Origin of the sequence: Sphingomonas sp. Leaf9 (assembly GCF_001421355.1) — a bacterium.
Taxonomy (GTDB): Bacteria; Pseudomonadota; Alphaproteobacteria; order Sphingomonadales; family Sphingomonadaceae; genus Sphingomonas.
Genome location: NZ_LMKC01000003.1, coordinates 617748 through 639483 on the forward strand (window position 1 = coordinate 617748; position 21736 = coordinate 639483).

Genomic DNA, 21736 nt, shown 5'->3' on the forward strand with positions numbered 1-21736 from the left:
CGTGCCGTGGACACGGCACCCCGGACGTTCAGAACCGGAACGTCAGCGACCCGCCATAGGTCGGGCCGACGATGCCGCGGGCATAGAAATACCCATCGGTGATCGCCTGCGTCTGCCCCTGCCGCGGGTTCCCTTCGGTCAGGCCCACGACGTCGAACACATTGTCGGCATTCAGGTTCAGCTGCACCCGCTCGGTCAGGTTCAGGTTCACGCCGATCCCGGTCACGCCGTAGCTGGGCAGCGCGATGCCGTTGCCGTTGTCGGCAAAGATCTTGCCGACATACTTATAGCGGGCATAGACCTCACCCCGCCCATCGGGCAGCGTGAGCGTCGGCATGACCGTGAACAGCCGTGCGGGCGTGCGCTCGGGCCGGTTGCCTTCGAATGCCGCCCCCTGATCGACGCCGTCCAGTTCGAGGTTGAGCAGCTTCGGGTCCTGGAACACCCCCTGGAAATCGACCGAGAACCAGTTCGTCGGCCGCACCACGAAATCGATCTCGATACCCTTGGTGCGCAGGTCGGCGTTCAGGTTCTGCTGCTGGGAGGGGTTGTTGGGATTGGCGAAATTATAGTTCTGGTTGTCGAAATTGGTGCGGAAGACGGTCGCCGACCCGGAGAAAACCCGCCCATATTCGTACCGGACGCCGGCCTCGTACAGCTCGATCGTGGTGATCGGGTCGACATTGTTCGTCTGGAACCCGTTGGCATAGCGGGCATAGACCGAGAAGTTCGGCGTGATGAGATAGCTCGCACCGACGGTGTACGATGCCTTGCGCCGCGTCCGCTGCCGGGTCGAGAACGTGCCATCGAAGCCGGACCCAACGGTGCGGACCACGCCGCCGACGCCCGGCTGCACCGCCTGGTTTACCGCCAGCTGATTGCCGTCGAGCGCGGTCGCATCGTCGCTTTCCCAACGAACGCCGCCGTCGAGGCGCAGGTCTCCGAACGCCACTTCGTCGTTCACGTACAGCGAAACGGCCGAATCGCGCCGCTCGCGAATGCCGGCACCCCAGTCGCCATAGGAGACGAGGCCGTTGTCCGACAGCGTGCCGATGACCTGGTTGTTACCGTCGAGTGCAACGATGTCGTACACGTCGCTGTTGGTCTTCACATCGTTGACCAGGCTGGCCGTCGCCGACTGGTCCTGCTTGCGGATCACGTTGTAATACATGACGCCCGCGGTCAGCGAGTTCTTGAACCGGTCGTTCTCATATTCCCAGCGCCCGCCGACATTCGCGCCGAAATCGCGGCCATCGATATAATCGTGGTTGAGCGTGGTGCGCTGGAGGAAGCCATTGCCCGCCAGCGCGGCGAGCTGTGCGGTCTGGTTCGATCCCAGCACGACGCCGGTTCGCAGGTTCTTGATCCCGAAACGCGTCGCCGCCGGATAGGCGGCACGGCCGAGCGTCAGCAGGTCGTTGATCGGTGAGGTCGCGCCCGGCGTCAGATAATTCTGCGCACTGGTCAGCCCCGCATTGCCCGTACCCGATCCAGGGAACAGGCCGTTGAAATCATAGGAGTATTTCAGGTATCGGACATGGGCGAACAGGTCGACCGTCTCCCCCACCGGCTTTTCGATGTCGAAGCGGACCTGTGTGGTCTTCGCCTTGATCCCGTCGCGGTAGCGGAATTCGCGGAAGCCGCTGGGATGGGCGAAGGTCGATACCGGCACCGCGATATTGGCAAAGGCATCGCCGCCGACATTGCCATCCTGCGTGTCCAGCCCCGGAATACCGCGCACCTTGCCCCCGTCGAGGCGGTACGGCATCGTCGCGTAATAGGCGTTTTCGACATCGCCGCCCTTCGCCGACAGCCGCGCATAGCCGCCGCCGTCGAAGCGATATTCCAGCATCCCCTTCAACCGCCAGCCGGCATAGTCGAAGGGGTTCTCGCGCACGCCGGGGCTGGACTGGACATAGCCGCCGACGTTGAAGGCCAACTTTTCGCTAAGCGGCTGCGAATAATAGAAATCGCCGCGCTTCATACCGTAGTTATAGGCGGTGACGCGTGCCGCTGCTTCGGCTTCCTTGAAGTTTGGGCGTTTCGAGATGAAGTTGATCGTCGCGCCCGCCCCGTTCACGGTCAGCACGCCCGACGAACCGCCCTTCACCGCTTCCAGCCGGTCGATGGTCAGGTCCTGGTCGAAGAAGAAGTCGGCACCGCCGCCGCCATAGAGGATCGGCATCCCGTCCTCTTCCAGCTGGACGAAGCGCTGGCCGCCGCCCTGCAGGCCGCGCACCGAATAGTTGTTCGAAACCTGTCCCGCCGTCGCTTCGACGAAGATGCCGGGGACCAGTTCGAGCATGTCGGCGGTCGATCGCGGCGCGCGCCGGTCGATGTCGGCACGGTCGGCCAGCGTGATGTCGGCCGAAGCGGTGATGAGCGGACGATCGCGCGAGGTCGTGCCGGTGACGACGATGACGTCCTGGTCGTCATCCGCCGTGGCGGCTCCGGCCGGTGCCGTGGCCGGATCGGCCGGCGGCGTCTGCGCCCAGGCAGCAGTCGGCAACAGTGCCGCACTTGCCAGCAGCGCCGCACGCGCGGCGTTGCGATTGAATGTCAGCATGATCCTCTCCCACCTGTGGAATTCGTTGGTCCCGCCATCGTTGGGACCGGTTACATCTAGACCTCCGGCCGAAAGGCGGCAATCATGGTATAACAAACACGATGTAATAGGATCGCGCTGTGGCGGTTGCGCAACAATGGACCGGGCGGGTCCGGCCAAGTCGCCGGGACGTGTTGCGAACGTCGCTGCTGACCGCTGCCGCCGTGCTGATGCCCCGCCCGGCCCGCGCCGCCTCGCCGCGGATCGAGGCGCTGATCCGGCAGATGACCCTGGCCGAAAAGGCCGGGCAGCTCAGCTGTTTCAACGACGAGGTCCGTCCGGTCGGCGCCGTCTTCAATCCCGTTGTCGATCCGCGCGGCGCGGCGGCGATGCTGGCCGATATACGCGCCGGGCGGGTCGGCATGTTGTTCAACGGCTATGGCACGGCGGGCGCCAGGCGCGCGCAGGAGGCGGCACTGGCTAGCCGGCTGCGTATCCCCCTCGCCTTCGCCGCCGACGTGCTCCACGGGTGTCGCACGATCTTTCCGATCCCGCTGGCGGAGGCGGCGGCGTTCGATCCCGCCCTGTCGCGGCGCGCGGCTCGGGCGATCGCGCGCGAGACGGCGGCCGGCGGCATCCACTGGACCTTTGCACCGATGGTCGATGTCGCCCGTGACCAGCGCTGGGGCCGGGTGGCGGAGGGCGCCGGCGAGGATGTGCTGCTCAATTGCCTCCTGGCCAAGGCACGGGTCGAGGGATTTCAGGGGCCCGACCTGACGCGGCCCGATGCCTTGCTGGCCACCCCGAAGCATTTCGTCGGCTATGGCGCGGTACGGGGCGGCATGGAATATGCCGCAGTCGACATGAGCATGGCCGAACTGCGCGAGACGTTCGTGCCGCCGTTCGCCGCCGCCTTTGCCGCCGGGGCCGGCGCGACGATGGCGTCGTTCACTGATTTCGGCGGGGTGCCGGTCAGCGCCAACCGGGGGCTACTGACCGACCTGTTGCGCGGCGACCTGCGCTTCGACGGGGTATGCGTGTCCGATTACGACGCCGACCGCGAATTGATCGCGCACGGCATCGCCGCGGACGAGGCCGATGCAGCGCGGCTCGCCATGCTCGCCGGGATCGACATGTCGATGCAGAGCGGGCTGTACGTCCGCCACCTGCCGACGCTGGTCGAAAACGGGCGGGTGCCGATCGCGGCGGTCGATCAGGCGGTGCGGCGGGTACTGACGCTGAAGGAGCGGCTGGGGCTGTTCGACAATCCGTTCCGCTCGATCGACGCGCGGGCCGAACGGCGCGAAACCGGGAGCAAGGCGATCCGCGCGATTGCGCGTGAGGTCGCGAGCAAATCGATCGTGTTGCTCCGCAACGATGGCGACCTGCTGCCGCTGCCCCGCCATGGCAAGCGACTGGCGCTGATCGGCCCGTTCGGCGCGGATCGCGCCAACCTGAACGGGCCATGGTCGTTCGCGGGCAAGGCGGGAGATGGTATCGACCTCGCGACCGGATTGCGGGCGATGATGGACGATCCGGCATTGCTGGTCGTCGAGCCGGGCAGCGGCATCAGCGACGCGCTGCCGGGCGGGATCGCCCGCGCGGTGGCCGCCGCGCGGGCGGCCGATATCGTCCTGCTCGCGATCGGCGAAGGCGCCGACATGTCGGGCGAAGGCAATAGCCGCGTCGATATCACCATCCCGGCCGCACAACAGGCATTGGCAGAGGCGCTGGCGACTACCGGCAAGCCGATCGTCGTGCTGCTGCGTCACGGCCGGGCGCTGGCGCTCAGCGGCGCGGTTCGAGACGCACCGGCGTTGCTGGCGACCTGGTTTCTGGGCGAACAGACCGGGCCGGCTGTCGCCGACATCCTGTTCGGCGTGCTCGAACCCACCGGGCGGCTGCCAGTCAGCTTCCCAATGGCCCCAGGCCAGCAACCCTGGTCCTACGACCGTCGCAGTACCGGTCGGCCGGCGCCCGACAGTGATCCCATGACGGCGGGGCGCAGCCACTGGCGCGATGCGCCCGACCGGGCGCTGTACCCATTCGGGGCGGGCATGGGCTATACGCGCTTCGCCTTGTCGGCATTGCTACTGCCACCGACGGTCGCGGCCGGTAAAGCGGTCCCGGTATCGGTCCTCGTGCGCAATGTCGGCACGCGAGGCGGAACCGCGCTGGTCCGTGTCGACGTCCATGATCGCGTGGCGAGCAGGACGCGGCCGATACGGCAGATGAAGACCTTTACGCATGTCACCCTGCCAGCAGGGGCCGAGGCACGCGTAGTACTGACGATCGCCGGCGACGCACTGGCTTTGATCGCGAGTGACGGGACGTGGCAGATCGAACCCGGCGCGTTCGACTGCTGGGTCAGCGCCGGTTACGAAACCGAGATCGCCGGCAGCTTCGAAGTCCGCTGAAGCCTTTGGCGCTGCCCTTCGACCCCCTCGCCGATCAGCCCATCAAAAGCCCTGTTTGACGGTGAAATGCAGCCGATCGAGCGTACCCGTAGAGCCGTTGATTAGCTCACGGTGCGACAGGCGGGCCTCGACCCCGATGTCGAGGCGTGGCAGCGGCGATACGAACAGGTTGATCGCGGTGTCCCACACCTGTCGTGTCGACAGCGCCGATGCGGATGCCGGGCTCCAGATCCGCTGGAACGACCCCATCCAGGTGCTGCGCAACGTGCCGGTCCAGTAATGGCGCACACCAACGAACCCGGCGAGAAGCGATACCGGCAACAGACGGTCCTCCGCCGGATCGTAGATCGCGTCCGGCGCGACGTTCGCGCCGACATAGCGTCCGATCCCGTGCCCCCCGGTCATCATGAACCGGACATCATCACCCTTGCCGGTGGGCAGCGGCGCGATACCGGCCAGCGACACGCCATAGCCGCGCGCAGTGGCCGCCGAGCGACCGTTCGCCGGATCGACCCGCATCGAGCGCAACAGTCCAGCCAGGGACAGGCTGGCCCCCTTTGCCGACCACAGCAATTGCCCGGTCAGGTCGGGGAGACTGTCGTCGTCATTGTCCGACAACGCAGGCGCGCCGGCCATCGCCGAGACGGTTTCCGGATTTTCGATCGAGGCCGATACGGTCCACCCGCTGCCGATCGGGCGGCTGTAGCGCAGCAGCATCTGGCGGACCAATACGGTACCGTCGGTGACGCCGACGAAATCGGCGGTCTCCGGCAGTGCCGCGACATATTGGAAGTTGCTCCAATCCTGGCCGACGGCAAACCCGCCATAGCCTGCGACCGCGCGGCGCAGCCCGAAGGTATATGGGTTGAGCGCACGCTCGCCGCCGGATACCGCCGGAGCAACCTGGAAATCGGCCTCGATCAGCGTCGTCAGCGTGGTATTGCCGACCGGTGTCGCCGTCTGGAACGCGATCCGCGACTGTTTGGCCGACGCATCGGCGAGTATGCCTGATCGCCGCCCGCCGACCGGTATCGATTGCGGCAGCGACAGTTCGCGCCCCAACGGATTGGTTGCGGTGTCGCCGTCGCCATAGCGGCTGAAGATCAGATCGCCCTTGATAAAGCCGCTGATGCGAAAGCTGGTTTCGCCGATGCGGAAGCCATAGCCCGCCGGCAGCGTCGATGGTCCTCCCTGTGCAGTAACCGGGGGCGCACCTGCCGGGCGGGGCAGCGGGTCATGCGCGGCTTGCGGTGCCGGTGCGGCGGCGGCCGGGGGCGATGCGGTGGCCACCATTATCGGTGCCGCCGCCGCCAGCGCGCGTTGCACCGTGTCGAGCTGGCGCTGCAACTCGTCCACCTTGTTGCGCAGCGCCTGATAATCTGCGGCGGTCTGCGCAGCGGCGGGCGCCGTGCCCGCCAGCATCAGCCCCGAAAGCAAGACGGCGCGGGTCGTCCGCTGCCTGAAATGCGGCATCCTGTATCCCCTATCCTGATGGTCCAGCGTCCGCGCCGGTGCGGTCCGCGTCAGCGCGCGATGATGGTCGAATCGATGTCTGCGATCGTCCGCACGCCGGTCAGCGCCATCGCGACCCGCATCTCCCGGTCGAACAGTTCGAGGAGGTTGGCGACCCCCGCCTGCCCGTCGGCTGCCAGCGCATAGATGAAGGCGCGGCCGAGCATCGCGGCGTCAGCGCCAAGCGCCAGCATCCGCACGACATCCAGCCCCGAACGGACGCCGGAGTCGGCAAGGATCGTCACCTGCCCCTTCACCGCGTCGGCGATGGTCGGCAGCGCGCGTGCCGATGACAGCACGCCATCCAGCTGACGCCCGCCATGGTTCGACACGACGATGCCCTGCGCGCCGAAGCGCACCGCCTCGCGCGCATCCTCGACATCGAGAATGCCCTTGATGACGATCGATCCCTTCCAGAAATCGCGGATCCATTGCAGATCGCGCCAGCTGATCCCCGGATCGAAATTCGCGCCGAGCCACCCGATATAGTCGGCAAGCCCGGTGGCGGCCCCGCGATAGGCCGAGATGTTGCCCAGATCGTGCGGCCGCCCGTGGATGCCGACATCCCATGCCCAGCGCGGATGGGTAACCGCCTGCAACATCCGCCGCCACGCGGCATGGGGGCCGGACATACCCGAATGTGCATCGCGATACCGCGCGCCCGGCACCGGCATGTCGACCGTAAACACGAGTGTCTCGACACCCGCTGCCTGCGCACGCTCCAGCGCGTCGCGCATGAAGCCGCGATCCTTCAGCACATAAAGCTGGAACCAGATCGGCGCGCTCGACTGGCGCTGCACCTCGTCGATCGCGCAGACCGAGACGGTGGACAGGGTGAAGGGCACCTGCTTGGCCGCCGCCGCGCGTGCCGCCTGCACCTCGCCGCGTCGGGCATACATGCCGGTTAGCCCAACCGGGGCCAGCACGACGGGCATGCCGAGCAACTGGCCGAACAGCGTGGTCGACAGATCGATATCGGCAACGTCGCACAGCACCCGCTGACGCAACGCCACGTCGGACAGGTCCGATACGTTGCGGCGAAGCGTATGCTCGGCATAGGCCCCGCCGTCGATATAGTGGAACAGGAACGGCGGCAGGCGACGCCGCGCCGCTTCGCGATAGTCGGTGGTGGCGGAGATAATCATCGGATCGTTCCCGGATCTAAAGCGAGGGGCCGGCGCTGCGTGCGGCGGCGGCGCGTTCGGTGCGAGCCAGGTCGTCTTCGACCTGCCGAACCGTGGTGCGCACGAATTCGAGATGGACGTCGGCCGCATCGCGCGCGCCGTCGGCATCGCCCGCAACGATCCGTTCCATGATCGCGCGGTGCTGCGCCGACAGCGCCTCGAACGTGCGCGGCACCGCGTAGATCTTTTCACGGCTCTGCGAAATGCTGGTGTGCAGCAGCCCGAACAGGCTCGACATGACATGGGTCAACACCGCGTTGCGCGAGGCATGGGCGATGGCGAGGTGAAACGCGGCGTCGGCATGCGCCTCGGCGACGACATCGCCGGCCGCGTGCAGCTTCTCCATCGCATCGAACCGGCGACGGATACGGTCCTTGTCGACCGCGTCCGCCCGGCGTGCGGCGTGATAGGCGGCGGTTCCGTCCAGCGATTCGCGCACTTCGAAGATGTCATGGCCGTAGCCCGAGTTCCCCTCGACCAGCGGGGCGAGCGGTTCGGCGATCATCGCCTGCGTCCACTGCGCCGACGGTTCGGCGAGGATCGCGCCGGCGCGCGGGCGGATGATGATCCGCCCCTGCGATACCAACCGGCTCATCGCCTCGCGCAGGATGTTGCGCGATACGCCCAGCGTGTCGGCCAGCGCGCGTTCGGAGGGAAGCCGCGCGCCCGGCAACAGTTTACGTTCGGCAATCAATGCCTCGATCGCTGCCTCGGCCCGGCCCGACACGCTGGGCGCTGCGTTCACGACCGCGCTCACGGGATCATCCACGGGACGAGATAGGCCTGGATCGTGGTAATGATCCCGACCAGTGCGCACAGCGGCAGGCTGTTGCGGACGGTGAAGCGGAACAGGTCGGACTCCTTGCCCACCAGCCCGACCGCGGCGCAGGCGATCGCGATCGATTGTGGCGAGATCATCTTGCCGGTGACGCCGCCGGTGGTATTGACCGCGACCAGCAGCACCTCGCTGACCCCGATCTGGTGCGCCGTATTGGCCTGGAGTGCCGCGAACAACGCATTCGCCGAGGTATCCGAGCCGGTCAGGAACACGCCCAGCCACCCGAGGAACGGCGAGAAGAAGGTGAATGCCGATCCGGTATGCGCCAGCGCCAGTGCCAGCGTCGCCGATAATCCGGAATAATTGGCGAGGAAGGCAAAGGCGAGGACCATGCCAATCGAATAGATCGGGATCATGAGGCTTTTGAGCGTTTCGACGAAGGTGCGCGCCGCATCGGCCGGTTTCATCCGCAGGAAGGCGATGGTGACGATCGCCGCCAGCATGATCGCGGTGCCGGTCGCCGAAAGCCAGTCGAATTTATAGACCGCTTCGTACGGCGTGACCTGCTTCACGATCGGCGGCACCTTGGCCACCAGCTTGTCGAGGAACGGCACGTGCAGTTTGAAGACGAGGTGCGCGAGCGGGCCGTCGGCGGCGAACAGTGCCTTGACCGGTGCGATGCTCCACAGCGTGACAAACACCGTCAGGATCAGGAACGGCGACCATGCCCATGCGATCTTTGCCGGCGTGTGACGTACGGTTTGCGCCGTCACCGGTGCGACCGGCACCGCGCCGTCGGCGGCGACTTCGGCCGCGTCAAAGCGGAAGATGCGCTTGGGCTGCCAGAAGCGAAGAAACACCGGCAGCGCGATTAGCGTGGCGAGCGCGGCGGTGATGTCAGGCAATTCGGGGCCGATGAACTGTGCGGTCAGGAACTGGACGATCGCGAACGAACCGCCCGCAACCACGATCGCAGGCCACGTTTCCCGGACACCGCGCGGGCCGTCCATGATGAGGATCAGCCAGAACGGAACGATGATCGACAACAGCGGGAGCTGCCGCCCCGCCATCTGTCCGATCAGGAACGGATCGATGCCGGTTACTTGGCCGGCGACGATGATCGGGATACCCATCGCACCGAACGCCACCGGCGCGGTATTCGCGATCAGGCACAGCCCGGCGGCGTAGAGCGGCCGAAAACCCAGTCCGACCAGCAACGCCGAGGTGATGGCAACCGGGGCACCGAACCCCGCCGCCCCTTCCAGAAACGCGCCGAAGGCAAAGCCGACCAGCAGCAGTTGCAGCCGCTGGTCCTCGGTCACGGTCAGGATCGACTGGCGGATGATATCGAACGCGCCCGTGGCGACCGCGATCTTATACAGGAACACCGCGCCGAGGATGATCCACGCGATCGGCCACAGTCCGTAGAAAAACCCGAACACGCCAGCGGCCAGCGCGCTGTTGATCGGCATGCCGTACAGCCCGATCGCGACCGCCAAGGTCAATGCAACGGTGATGGTGCCGACGACATATCCTTTCAGGCGGAAGACCGTCAGCGCCAGAAAGAAGAAAATGATCGGAATAGCTGCGACCAGACTGGACAACCAGATATTGCCCAGAGGGTCGTAATTCTGCGCCCAAACTGCCACGGCACCTCTCCCTAGATTCTGGTAGTACCATATATGTATCCTAAGGACTAAAATCCGCGCATTTTGGTGGGTGGTCAACTATCTGTTACGCGGACTCGTGTTTTCTGGTATGACCAGATATCCGCATGAACCCGCTACTTTGGATGGCGCAGGCGTTCGAAGGGGACGAGATGCGTCCGCGGTAGGGATGTGGCTAGCGTTCGTATCGATGATCCAGCGTGGAGCGAAATAGATAACGCGAACTATTCGCTTCTGGTCAGCTGATCGCGGTAGCGGCGGCTTCCGGACAGCACCGTCCCATCGACCAGACTCACAGCGAAGTCGCCGCTGCGATCGGTTTGAACGCTGCGGATGGCGTCGCGACGGACGAGGCGGCTGCGGTGGATACGCGCGAAGGCCTCCCCCAATTCGGTCTCGACGCCGGTCAGCGTCGCACGGTGCAGCAATACCCGGCCTTCCGCATGCACCTCCACATAATTGCCCGCCGCACAAATGTGGTCGATGGCGCCAATCGGCAGCAGGTGCCGCGTCGTGCCATCGACGATGGTGATGGTTTGCCGATTGAGGGGCGTTGCTGTCGGGTTCGGTTCGCCCCTCGGCAGCGGATCGCCATGGGCAAGCAGCCACTGGGCCAATGCCGCCAGTCCAGTAAACTGCAGGTACGTCGCCGCATCCTTGCGGAGTTCGTAGAGATACGGATGGGCGATGCTGCCAGCGAAATGATACCCCTCCCCCATCGCGCAATAGGCGAGGTGGCGCAGGGCGATCATCAGGGCAACATGCCACGCAGACGCGACTGGCAACCCCAGCAGAAAGATGAACGCCGCCACCGGCCAGCCCATGCGAGGGGGGCGGACCCGCACGACGCACCACCAGATCAGCGGCATGATGCTCAACCAGGCGACGACGCTGCTGAGTTCCCAGATCCAGACGTGCGTGCGCGTTTCGCGCACCCCTGCCGCCGCCAGATCGCTGATCGTGGATTCGGCGTTGCCGATGGTCACCACGCCCCAGATCAACAGGAAGCCGGCGAGCAGCACCGCGGCCAGTTTTCGCTGCCCGCCGCTCATCCCTGTCCACCCGCCGTTCGCCCCGGCCTCCGTCACCACCGTCCCTGCCGCCCCACGCCTTACCCCGGCGCACTTACCGAAGCGCCGGTGGTTTCGCTAGCCGCCGCTGCATCGATAGCAGGAGGACGGCAGGCATATGACGGGGCGGCATTACGGGATGGACTGGCTACGCATCGGCGCGTTCCAGCTCCTCATTCTATACCATGTCGGCATGGCATTCGTGCCGTGGGACTATCAGGTGAAGCTGGTGACGCCCGGCATTGCGTGGGCGACGATCCCGATGTTCCTGTTGAACCCGTGGCGACTGTCGCTGCTGTTCGTCGTGTCCGGCTACGCCAGCGCGGCCCTGTACGCCAAGCAGGGTGGCGGGGCCGGTTTCCTACGGTCACGGATGGCGCGGCTGGGCATCCCGCTGATGTTCGGCATGGCCGTCGTCGTGGTGCCGCAGCCCTGGGTGTGGCTGGTCACGCACTTCGACTATGGTCATGGCTTCGGCTACTTCGTCGTCCACGACTATTACCGGTTCCAGAAGATCGACGGGGTCGCGATGCCGACCTGGATGCACCTCTGGTTCGTCGTCTATCTGCTGGTCTACACGGTCTTGCTCGTCGGCCTGCTTTCGCTGCCGATCCGTTGGCGCCGCGCCTGCCTCCGTGTGGCCGAGCGAATGCTCGCGGGGCCACTGCTGCTCCCGGCGGGTATCATATGGGTGTATGCCGCGCGCAGCATCGGCACCGGGTGGGAAGAAAACCACGCACTGGTCGGCGACTGGAGCGCCCATGCCACGTACCTGCCCGCATTCCTGTTCGGCGCGGCGCTGCGGTGGTCGGACAGGTTGCTGCCTGCGATCGGTCGCTGGTGGCCTGTGGCGTCCGTGGCCGCCCTTGGTGGTTGGCTGGTGCTGGCAGGCACCGAACTGCTGTGGCCGGGCAACACGGTCGCACCGGAATGGGCGTGGACGTCGTTCCAGATTGCCCGTGCGGTCGAGAGCTGGTGCGCGATCATCGCGCTGATCGGCATGGCTGACCGCTTCGCCAACATCGACCATCGCTGGCGTCCCATGCTGGCCGAGGCGGTGTTCCCCTTCTATCTGATCCACCAGACGATCATCGTCGTGGCCGGCTATGCCCTGCTGTTCACGGCAACCGGCCCCCTTGCCCGTTTTGTCATTCTGCTCGTGGTGACGATACTGGGGTGCTGGGCCTTTTACTTGGTAGGCAGGCGGGTCGGTTGGCTGCGGCCGGCGATCGGCCTCAGCCGCCGGGGCAGCAACGCTCGATGATACCGCGTAGCGCCCGCCGCTGATCCGGCCGACACTTCCAGTGGCCTTTCCGCGAGAACGACCGCAGCCGCTCAATCTGCCCGCCCATCAGCCAAAACCGGTCGTTCTTCCGCCCCTTCGCTTAGCATGAACCATATCGCCACGATTCCGGCTTTGAGCTTTGAACTGGGTTCCGGGCATCTTCTCACATTCTACAATCGCGCACATCGCGGAAGAAATCTGATAAGGGATAATATTTTAAGTCCGACGATGCGCAATATCATCGGAAAATAGACAATTACTGATCCATGTTATTGTTACAACTCGTGATGAAACGAAATCCTGACAAGCTGAAGATTTAAAATAAAATCCTCGGATACAATTATATAAAATCCACGTTGAGGCCCGAGAAGCAAAAGGGGCGGGCGTGATTATCATTCATTTGGCGCTCGGCGGTTGCCTGAAGGCACCCCCAGTGCGTTTCGGTGTGACGGCGGATACCGGTGGGCATATCGCCTATGTCCTCGATGCGGCGACGCATCAGGCGTTGCGGCCTGACGTCGATAAGGTGCTGATCGTCACCCGCGCGTTCGCGGATACGCGGCTCGATCCAGTTCATGCGCAGATCGAGGAAGCGGTCGCGCCCAAGGTGAGCATCCGCCGCCTCGCCACGTCAGATCGGCGCTATCTGGAAAAGGAGGCGCTCGCCGCCGAACTGCCCGCGCTCATCGATGCTTTCTGCGACATGCTGACGCGGATGGACCGGTTGCCGGACGTGATCCACGCGCACTTCGCCGACGCCGCTGCGGTTGCAATGGCGGCACAGCGCCGGTTCGGCATTCCCTTCGTCTACACCCCGCATGCCCTTGGCATCGACAAGCGGACGCAGCGGATCGAGTGTCCCGGCCTCGACGCCCGGATCGCCTCGGAACGCGCCGCGATCGTCGGTGCCTCCGCCATCGTCGTGTCGACCGGCGAGGAAGCGTCGCGCCAGATCGGTGGCTATGGCGTCGATTTCGGCGACCGGGTAACGGTTATCGCGCCCGGCGTGCCACGTCGCGGCCGTATGGCTGGCCCGAATACGCTGGCCGAGCGACTGGGTGACTGGCTCGACCGTCCGGAACTGCCGATCATCCTCGCCATCGCGCGACCGGTTGCCAAGAAGAACCTCAGCGCGCTTGTCCACGCCTATGCCGCCGACCCCGTGCTGCGGGCACAGGCGAACCTCGTCATCCTTGCCGGGCAGCACGCCCATGTTTCGGGCGAAGAGCGCGCGTCGCTGGACGAGTTGCACGCGATCGCTGCCGCGCCGGGCTTGCGCGGTCGGATTGCCCTGCCGCCTCATCACGATGCCGATGACGTCGCCGCGTTGTATGCGCGGGCGGCGCAAGGGGGCGTCTTCGTCAACCCCGCGCTGCACGAGCCGTTCGGCCTGACGCTGGTCGAGGCGGCGGCGGCGGGTGTGCCCGTGGTCGCGACGCGCAACGGCGGACCGGCCGATATCGTCGCGACGATCGGCCACGGATTGCTGGTCGATCCGGAGGACGCGGCGGCGATCGGCGAAGCGATCCGGTCGATCATCGGCGATCCCGACCGTCAGCGCGCGTTTGCGACCGCAGCCCGCACCAACGCGGATCGATATTGCTGGCATCGCTACGCCGCCGCGACCCGCGCACTCTATGCCGGTCTGGCATACCCGCGCCTGCTGGCCTGCGATATCGACAATACGCTGACCGGCTGTGCCGAAGGTGCGCGTGCCTTCGCGGCGTGGCGCGGGACCAGCCCCCTGCCCTTCGTCATTGCGACCGGTCGGGGCTTCGATGCGGCACGGATGATCCTGAAGCGTTGGCGGCTGCCGCTGCCGGACGCCTTCATCGTCGATGTCGGCACCCGGTTGATGCTGCCCGATGGCTTGGGGGGATGGCACGCCTGCACCGATTATGCGCGAACGCTGGACGCGGGCTGGGATCGGGCGGGTGTCGTCGCGGCGCTCGCGCCGCTGGGCGTGACGCCGCAGCCCGCCGCGACGGCAGGACCCCACAAGATCAGCTTTTACGGTAACGTTGACGACTCCCGCCGCATCCGCGCGGCCTTGGCGGCCGAGGGGCTGTCCGCCCGCGTCATCTTCTCGCACGGTCGGCTGATCGACGTGCTCGCGCCGGCCGGCGGCAAGGCCCGGGCGATCGCCGCCTATGCCGCACGGTGCGGGCTGACGCTGGCGGATTGTTTCGCGGCGGGGGACAGCGGCAACGATGCGGACATGCTGGCGGCTTGTGGCCATGCCATCGTCGTCGGCAATGCGGGGGATGAGCTGGACCATCTGCCCCCGCGACCAGGCCTGTTGCGGGTCAGGCGCCATCATGCCGGCGGCGTGCTGGAGGGACTGGTCATGCTGGGACTGGCGGCAGGAAACTCGACCGATCTGAACGTGTCGGCGGCGGCATGATGCGTCCCTTCGGCTATTTCGTGCATCATCAGGGTCGCGGCCATGCAGAACGCTGCGCCGCGATCGCCCACGCGCTGCCGCCGACGCGGCCGATGACGATCTTCTGCGCGCGAGACGACATATTCCCCGCGCTGCCCCCGCAAGTCGATATCGTCCGCCTGCCCTCGCTGTTCGAGGCGACGGGCGACGAGGCGACGACCATGGACTGGGTGCCGACGCCGCAGACGCTGCATTGCGCGCCGCTCGGCTGGCCGGGCATCCGTCGCGCGATGGCGGTGCTGGCGGGGTGGTTCGATACCGCCGATCCGGCGCTGATGATCTGCGATGTTTCGGCGGAGGTTGCGCAATTGGCGCGCATCTGTTCGGTGCCGCACGTCAAGATCCTGCAACATGGCGATCGCGGCGATGCCGGGCACCGCGCCGCCTATGACGGGGCGGCGGGACTGCTCGCCCCGTTCCACGCCGACCTTGCCCAGCCCGATTGGGATGCATCGCTGCGGGCGCGGACCTGCTTTGCCGGCGGCCTGGGCGTCGAAACCTGCTCGATTGAGCGTGACGTCGCCCGGCAGCGGATCGGCATCGGCGCGGGCGAGGAAATGATCCTCGTCCTGTCGGGCGGTGGTGGCGATGGCTTTGCACAGGCGCCGATCGGCGTCGGTGCGCGCGCATGTCCGGCCGCGCGCTGGATCACGATCGGGAAGGTGCAACGCGACTGGCACGCGACCGAACCTGCCAATGTCGAGCATCGCGGCTGGGTCGACAACGCCGCAGACCATATCGCGGCGGCGGACTGCGTGATTTCCTCGACCGGCAACACCACCTGCCAGCAGGTCCTTGCCGCCGGCCGGCCCTGGCTCGCGGTGCCCGAATGGCGCTATTTCGACGAACAGCATCGCAAGGCCGATGCGTTGGCCGCCGCCGGTGTCGCGACCGTTCGACCGCATCTGCCCTCGTCGGCGCATGGCTGGACCGCGGCGCTGGCTGAGACTTTGCGCGACCATCGGCCTGATCGGCAGCGCGCGATGATCGACGACGCGCCTGCCGAACGTGCCGCGCTATGGCTCGAAGCGCTCGCCGATCGGTTGTGGACGCCGATCGCAAAACCCCATTCCCTCTCCCTGGAGCCTGCCACCCTATGACTTCCGTTTCCGTCGTGACGTTGGCGAAGGGCCGCCCCGATCATCTCGTCAATGTCGTGCGCGGGCTGTCGCGTCAGACGATGCGGCCGACCGAGCTGATCGTCGCGGTGATGCAGGATGTGCTCTACGACCTGCCGCACGCGCCCTTTCCCATCCGGCAGATCCGGATCGAGGCCGATGCGCTGCCACTCGCGATGGCCCGCAACGTCGCGGCGGGCGCGGCGGAGGGAGAGATCCTCGTCTTCCTCGACATGGATTGTATCCCGACCCCGGAACTGGTCGCGGAATATGCCGGTTTCGCCACCAGCTTCGACGGCCTGCTGATGGGTGAGGTGATGTACCTGCCCGGCGGCGCGACGGCAGGCGACTGGTCCTATCCCGGTTTCGCCGCGGTCGCCGAACGGCATTCGGATCGCCGCGGCCCGCCGTCCGAGGGGCTGGAGCTCTGCAACGATTATCGCTGCTTCTGGTCGCTCAATTTCGCGATGCGGCGCGACACGTTCCTGCGCATCGGTGGGTTCGACGACCGCTATGTCGGCTATGGCGGCGAGGATACCGATTTCGGCAAGACGCTGGATCAGGCGGGGGTGCCGATCGCGTGGATCAAGGGCGGCCTCGCCTACCACCAGTATCACCCCCACCATATGCCGCCGGTTCATCATCTCGACAGTGTCGTGCGCAACGCGCAGTTGTTCGAGGCGAAATGGGGCTATCGTACCATGGGACACTGGCTGCGGGCGTTTAGCCTGATGGGGTTGATCGACGATCTGCCCGGTCGGCCGATCCGCATCCTGCGCGCGCCCGACGAGGACGATCGCGCCCTGACCGGCCAGCAGAGCCACCAGCCCTATGCGAACACCGCACGCGTGCTCCGCCAACTGGAGGCGGCCGCCGCCGCCGGTCCCACGACGGCGGCGGCCGCGTGAGGATCGCCATCCTCGCCCATGTGCGCCAGCCGATCGCCCAGCCCTTCGCCGGCGGCATGGAGGCGCATTGCTGGCAGCTGGCGGCAGGATTGCAGGATCGCGGCCACGACGTCGTGCTGTTCGCATCGGGCGACAGCGATCCGCGCTTCGTGATCGATCCGGTGCTGGACGAGCATTATGAGCAGACCTTCCCCTGGGCCGAGCATCGCGGCTCCGCACCGCTGATCGCCCATCTCGATGCGGGCTATGCGGCGGCGTGCGATCGGATTGCGGCGGGCGGGTTCGACGTGGTCCACAACAACAGCCTGCATCGCTTTCCGCTCGAACAACGGCGAACGGCAGTGGTGCCGACGGTCACCTCGCTGCATGTGCCGCCCTATGATGCGCTGCACTGGTTCGTGCGGGAAAGTCCGTCGCCGCGCCACCGGCTGACCGTTACCTCTGCGCGCCAGCGCGAGGCGTGGTGGCCGGGCGGCGCACCGGCGGAGGTGTCGGTACTGCACAACGGTATCGATATCGAGCGCTGGCGGTACACCCCGCATGGCAATGGCGAGGCCGTGTGGTGCGGCCGCATTACCCCAAACAAGGGGCCGCACCTCGCTGCGCAGGCCGCCCGTGTCGCCGGCATCCCCCTGACCTTGTTCGGCGTGATCGAGGACCCCGAATATTACGCGGCGGAGGTCGCGCCGCTGCTCGGCGAGACCATATGCTATGCCGGGCATCGCAACGCCGAGGAACTGGCGGTGGCGCTGGGCCACGCGTCGCTGTTCGTCTTCACCCCTTGCTGGGACGAGCCGTTCGGCCTTGTTGCGGCGGAGGCGATGGCGTGCGGCCTGCCCGTCGCTGCGTTCGACATGGGCGCCGCGCGCGAAGTCGTGGGCGAAGCGGGCCGGTTTGCACCCCCCGGCGATGTCGCAGGGCTGGCCACGGCGATGCGCGCGGCGCTGTCGATCCCACCATCCGTGCCGCGCGAGCGGGTGTTGGCCCTGTTTACGCAGGACCGCTGGCTCGACCGATGCGAGGCACTGTACCGCAGCGTTATCGCGGGCGACGGCAGGCTGGCGGCGTGAGCGACATCCTCCACCCCTGACAAGCGGCAACCCGTCCCTCCGCCCATCCAGTACGGGAAGGTGGTGACAGCGCCCCCCGGTTTGCGGCACAAGGCGCGGCGGTGACAAACGGGGCGATCGCTTGGGGCAGGACTGTCGATCGACCCGGTACCGGGGGCGGGCGCTGACGTGAGCGATGCCGACCGATCCGACACGGAGCTTGTCGCCGCCGCCATTGCCGGCGATGCCGCGGCGTTCGAGCAGCTGCTGCGGCGTCATTATGATCGTATCCACGGGCTTGCGTGGCAGTTGACCGGCACGCGGGCCGATGCCGACGATATCGCGCAGGACGTATGCTGCACGCTGGTCGAACGGATCGGCAGCTTTCGCGGGGACGCGAAGTTCACGACGTGGCTGTGCCGCGTCGTCTTCAACGCGTGTCGCGATCAACGGCGCCGGCGGCGCTCGTTCCTCGGCCTGACCGAACGGCTCGCCGTGCTGGCCGGCCTGTCGCCGCCACCCGACGGCCGCGACCTGCATGACGCGATGTGGGTGCGCAGCGCGGTCGCAAAGCTGAAACCCGCCTATCGCGACGTCGTGATCCTCGTGGCCGGACAACAGCTGAGCCATGGCGAAGCGGCCGAAATCCTGGGCGTGGCCGAAGCGACCATTGCGTGGCGGCTGCATCAGGCGCGGCGCATGCTGGGCGTCGGAGACGGTGGGTGAGCGCGCACGTCAGAAAAAATCTTCAAGGGTCCAAAGGAATGTGCCTGCAGCGGCGTCGAAGGTACAGGCGGACGATGGTGTTCCGCCGTTGCCCGAAGGAACCTGCCATGTCCCGCTATCCTGCCCCGATCGCCATCGGCCTGACCGCGATGCTGCTCGCCTCCTGCGCAAGTCCGCAAGGGTCGACCGCCATCGCGCCGCCGCGATCGTCGGAGGACATGGCCGCCGTCGCGCCGCCGCCTCCCCCGCCCGCGCCCAGCATCGACGCCATGACGACGCGCGCACCGATGCCGGTATCGCCCGCGTCCGCACCCCCGGTCGTTATCCAGTCGATCACGACGCCACCGCCCAGCTACGCGCCATCGGCCGAGGTGGTGGTGACCGGCGCACGGTTTGTCGGGCGGCGCGAGCCGTACTTTCCCCCGCCGCCCACGGTGGGTCGCGACCGGTTCGTCGCGCCGGCGCAAAATCCGTTCCGGCAGGTGCGGCAGGAACCGGTGTCGACCTTTTCGATCGACGTGGACACCGCGTCCTACAGTTTCGTCCGCGCCTCGCTGACCCGCAATGTCCTGCCGCAGCCGGCGGCGGTGCGCGCCGAGGAGATGGTGAATTACTTCCCCTATGACTATGCTGCGCCGACATCGGCGGCACGGCCGTTCAACTCGGACATTGCGGTGTTCCCCAGCCCGTGGACGGCGGGGCGCAAGGTCGTTCGCATCGGGATCAAGGGCTATGCCGTCCGCCCCGCCGAACGTCCCCGCGCGAACCTCGTCTTCCTGATCGATACGTCGGGGTCGATGCAGGCCCCGAACAAGCTGCCCCTGCTCAAGCAATCGCTGGCGATGCTGGTCGAACAACTCGATGCCCGCGACCGGGTGGCGATCGTCGCCTATGCCGGGTCGGCGGGCACCGTGCTGGCACCGACGCCGGCCAGTGACAAGGGCCGCATTCTCGCCGCGCTCGACCGGTTGTCGGCAGGCGGCAGCACGGCCGGTGCGGAGGGCATCCGCCAGGCCTATGCCTTGGCCGCGGCGAATTTCGATCCGCGCGGGGTCAACCGGGTGATGCTCGCGACCGATGGCGACTTCAACGTGGGGATCACCAATACCGACGAGCTGAAGGGCTTTGTCGAACGCGAACGCGGCAAGGGGGTGTTCCTGTCGGTGCTGGGGTTCGGGATGGGAAATTATAACGACGCGCTGATGCAGGTGCTGGCGCAGAACGGCAACGGCGCCGCCGCGTACATCGACACGATCGGCGAAGCGCGCAAGACGCTGGTCGAGGAGGCGTCGGCCACGCTGATCCCGATCGCAAAGGATGTGAAGATCCAGGTCGAGTTCAATCCCACGACCGTCGCCGAATATCGGCTGATCGGTTACGAGACGCGGATGCTGGCGCGCGAGGATTTCGACAATGATCGGGTCGATGCGGGCGATGTGGGATCGGGCCAGTCTGTGACGGCGTTGTACGAGATCGTGCCCGCAGGCGGCCCCGGCACGGCTGGCCCGCTGCGCTATGCCCCGGCGAAGGCGGCGGCACGGGGCACCGGCGAATATGGCTTCGTGAAAATCCGCTACAAGCTGCCGAAGTCGGCGAAGAGCCAGTTGCTGTCGACCCCGATCGACCGGACGCGGGAGGTGGCCCGGTTCGCCGACGCGCCGCGCGATGCCCGGTTCGCGACCGGTGTCGCCGCGTTCGCCGATCTGCTGCGCGGGGGGAAATATAGCGGGTCGATCGATTACGACCGGGTGCTGGCGATCGTGAACGGCGCGCGCGGCGACGATCCCTATGGCTATCGCTCGGAACTGGTGCAGATGGTCCGCGCTGCCAGGACCGCGCCCGGCCTCACCCCCCTCGAACGATAGCCGCACGGGCGGGTCGATCGGCAACGGTCGACCCGCCGAGCGTTGCAGGTATAAGGAACCGATGTCCGCCAGCCGCCCGCCCCTCGATCGAACCCTGTCGCCCCCTGCGGCGACGCGGCGGGGCATGCGCTGATGGCGGATGATCGCGACCTTGGCCGGGAATTGCCCGATCCCCCGCCGCCCCGGCCCGACCGGCGTGAGGCAGCGATCGACACCGCCGTCGCCCGCTTCAGGGGCGAGGCGGCACCGGCCCGCCCAATCCCGCCACGGCGACGCTGGACACGGATCGGGCCGCCGATCGGGGCCGTTGCCGCGACCGCGCTGGTCGTCGTCATCGGCCTGCCGGTGTGGCGGTCGGGCACGATCGAGACGCCCGCGCCGCGACCGACCACGGCCGCTGCGAGCGATCGGGTCGCCGCCGCGCCACCGCCGCGTGTCGAGGTCGCTCGTCCTGTCGCCACACCGGCCGCCGCTGTGGCCAAGGGAGCAGAACCCTCCCCGGCCGCCAAACCGGATGCGGCGGCCGAAACGTCGGCTCCCCCACCCCAGGCCGTGATGGCTGCCCGCACCGCCCCGGCGCCGCCGGTCGTCGTGCAATCGGTGACGACGCCCCCACCCGTCTACGCCCCCCTGCCATCGCCTCCACCGCCGCCTGCTCCGGCCGCGCCACAGCAGATGGCGGCGATGCCGGCGGAGGACGTGGTGGTCACCGGTGCGCGGGTGGCGCGCCGACGAGAGCCAGTGCGAAACGATTGGGCCCGGTGCACGGTCGAGGACCCGCGACGCACGATGGACGCATGTCGTGCCCGGTTTGGGCTGGCCAAGCCGGGGGTGAAGGGACGGGCGGAGGCGCTGACCGGCGACGGGGTGCTGCGCGCGTGGCAGGGCGACCGTGCCGGCGCGCTGGCGACGCTGGACCGGGCGATCGCGGTCGAGGCGACGGCCGACGCGCTGGTCAACCGTGCGCTGCTGCGGATGGCGGCCGGCGATGATGCGGGTGCGCTCGCCGATCTGAACCGGGCGGTGCGGCGCAGCCCGCGCGATGGCCGCGGCTATCATTATCGCGGCATCGTCCAGGCCCGGCTCGGCAAGTCGGAGCAGGCTGCCGCCGATGCCCGCCGTGCGGCGGCGCTCGACGAGGAAGCGCGCTAGGCCGGGCTGGGCTGTCG

At 67.1% G+C, this 21736-nt stretch carries 15 protein-coding genes; 9 read left to right on the top strand and 6 right to left on the bottom strand.

Annotated elements, in window-relative coordinates; translation table 11 throughout:
• Window positions 1-28: 28 nt before the first annotated feature.
• Window positions 29-2566 (bottom strand): TonB-dependent receptor domain-containing protein, encoded by a 2538-nt coding sequence (locus tag ASE58_RS10685; RefSeq protein ID WP_082467902.1) that lies wholly within the window; start codon window positions 2564-2566, stop codon window positions 29-31.
• A gap of 170 nt (window positions 2567-2736) precedes the next feature.
• Between ASE58_RS10685 and ASE58_RS10690 the strand changes: the two genes are divergently transcribed.
• On the top strand, window positions 2737-4962 hold the full coding sequence (locus ASE58_RS10690; protein WP_235513577.1) for a glycoside hydrolase family 3 N-terminal domain-containing protein: 2226 nt from the start codon (window positions 2737-2739) through the stop codon (window positions 4960-4962).
• Between the two features lie 42 nt (window positions 4963-5004).
• Here ASE58_RS10690 and ASE58_RS10695 read toward each other — a convergent pair whose 3' ends face one another.
• The 5 genes from ASE58_RS10695 to ASE58_RS10715 all read right to left on the bottom strand — a co-directional run bounded on the left by ASE58_RS10695 (window position 5005) and on the right by ASE58_RS10715 (window position 11155).
• Window positions 5005-6435, bottom strand: coding sequence for a DcaP family trimeric outer membrane transporter (locus ASE58_RS10695; protein ID WP_235513578.1), 1431 nt, complete (start codon window positions 6433-6435; stop codon window positions 5005-5007).
• Window positions 6436-6485: 50 nt separating this feature from the next.
• Entirely contained in the window at window positions 6486-7619 is a 1134-nt protein-coding gene (lldD, locus tag ASE58_RS10700) for an FMN-dependent L-lactate dehydrogenase LldD (protein WP_055820856.1), read from the bottom strand.
• Between the two features lie 16 nt (window positions 7620-7635).
• Window positions 7636-8427 carry an FCD domain-containing protein gene (locus ASE58_RS10705; protein ID WP_235515912.1) on the bottom strand — a complete coding sequence of 264 codons (792 nt, stop codon included), beginning with the start codon at window positions 8425-8427 and terminating at the stop codon, window positions 7636-7638.
• Window positions 8412-10085, bottom strand: coding sequence for an L-lactate permease (gene lldP / locus ASE58_RS10710; RefSeq protein ID WP_055820859.1), 1674 nt, complete (start codon window positions 10083-10085; stop codon window positions 8412-8414). The genes ASE58_RS10705 and lldP overlap by 16 nt, the downstream gene beginning before the upstream one ends.
• A 242-nt stretch (window positions 10086-10327) precedes the next feature.
• Window positions 10328-11155 (bottom strand): LytTR family DNA-binding domain-containing protein, encoded by an 828-nt coding sequence (locus tag ASE58_RS10715; RefSeq protein WP_055820862.1) that lies wholly within the window; start codon window positions 11153-11155, stop codon window positions 10328-10330.
• Window positions 11156-11312: 157 nt separating this feature from the next.
• On the opposite strand from ASE58_RS10715, the gene ASE58_RS10720 reads away from it, so the two are divergent.
• The 8 genes from ASE58_RS10720 (at window position 11313) to ASE58_RS10755 (ending at window position 21719) form a co-directional block, all read left to right on the top strand.
• On the top strand, window positions 11313-12437 hold the full coding sequence (locus ASE58_RS10720) for an acyltransferase family protein (RefSeq protein ID WP_156347709.1): 1125 nt from the start codon (window positions 11313-11315) through the stop codon (window positions 12435-12437).
• 406 nt (window positions 12438-12843) lie between these two features.
• Complete coding sequence (locus ASE58_RS10725) at window positions 12844-14862, top strand: HAD family hydrolase (protein WP_055820868.1); 2019 nt, start codon at window positions 12844-12846, stop codon at window positions 14860-14862.
• Window positions 14859-16001 (top strand): glycosyltransferase, encoded by a 1143-nt coding sequence (locus ASE58_RS10730; protein ID WP_055820871.1) that lies wholly within the window; start codon window positions 14859-14861, stop codon window positions 15999-16001. The genes ASE58_RS10725 and ASE58_RS10730 overlap by 4 nt, the downstream gene beginning before the upstream one ends.
• Entirely contained in the window at window positions 15998-16927 is a 930-nt protein-coding gene (locus ASE58_RS10735) for a galactosyltransferase-related protein (protein ID WP_055820874.1), read from the top strand. The genes ASE58_RS10730 and ASE58_RS10735 overlap by 4 nt, the downstream gene beginning before the upstream one ends.
• Window positions 16924-17997 carry a glycosyltransferase gene (locus ASE58_RS10740; RefSeq protein ID WP_055820877.1) on the top strand — a complete coding sequence of 358 codons (1074 nt, stop codon included), beginning with the start codon at window positions 16924-16926 and terminating at the stop codon, window positions 17995-17997. Before ASE58_RS10735 ends, ASE58_RS10740 begins: the two co-directional genes overlap by 4 nt.
• Before the next feature lie 168 nt (window positions 17998-18165).
• Window positions 18166-18702 carry an RNA polymerase sigma factor gene (locus ASE58_RS10745; protein ID WP_235513580.1) on the top strand — a complete coding sequence of 179 codons (537 nt, stop codon included), beginning with the start codon at window positions 18166-18168 and terminating at the stop codon, window positions 18700-18702.
• A gap of 107 nt (window positions 18703-18809) precedes the next feature.
• The gene (locus tag ASE58_RS10750; RefSeq protein ID WP_235513581.1) at window positions 18810-20567 is read left to right on the top strand and encodes a vWA domain-containing protein; all 1758 of its coding nucleotides are present in this window, start codon (window positions 18810-18812) and stop codon (window positions 20565-20567) included.
• A 132-nt stretch (window positions 20568-20699) separates the two neighbouring features.
• Complete coding sequence (locus tag ASE58_RS10755) at window positions 20700-21719, top strand: hypothetical protein (RefSeq protein WP_055820882.1); 1020 nt, start codon at window positions 20700-20702, stop codon at window positions 21717-21719.
• Window positions 21720-21736: the final 17 nt, after the last annotated feature.

Excerpts from the sequence above, each read along its gene's own strand:
- ASE58_RS10685 (WP_082467902.1), bottom strand. The coding sequence starts at position 2,566 with ATGCTGACATTCAATCGCAACGCCGCGCGTGCGGCGCTGCTGGCAAGT.
- ASE58_RS10695 (WP_235513578.1), bottom strand. The coding sequence starts at position 6,435 with ATGCCGCATTTCAGGCAGCGGACGACCCGCGCCGTCTTGCTTTCGGGG.
- lldD (WP_055820856.1), bottom strand. The coding sequence starts at position 7,619 with ATGATTATCTCCGCCACCACCGACTATCGCGAAGCGGCGCGGCGTCGC.
- ASE58_RS10715 (WP_055820862.1), bottom strand. The coding sequence starts at position 11,155 with ATGAGCGGCGGGCAGCGAAAACTGGCCGCGGTGCTGCTCGCCGGCTTC.
- ASE58_RS10720 (WP_156347709.1), top strand. The coding sequence starts at position 11,313 with ATGGACTGGCTACGCATCGGCGCGTTCCAGCTCCTCATTCTATACCAT.
- ASE58_RS10730 (WP_055820871.1), top strand. The coding sequence starts at position 14,859 with ATGATGCGTCCCTTCGGCTATTTCGTGCATCATCAGGGTCGCGGCCAT.
- ASE58_RS10735 (WP_055820874.1), top strand. The coding sequence starts at position 15,998 with ATGACTTCCGTTTCCGTCGTGACGTTGGCGAAGGGCCGCCCCGATCAT.
- ASE58_RS10750 (WP_235513581.1), top strand. The coding sequence starts at position 18,810 with ATGTCCCGCTATCCTGCCCCGATCGCCATCGGCCTGACCGCGATGCTG.
- ASE58_RS10755 (WP_055820882.1), top strand. The coding sequence starts at position 20,700 with ATGGCGGATGATCGCGACCTTGGCCGGGAATTGCCCGATCCCCCGCCG.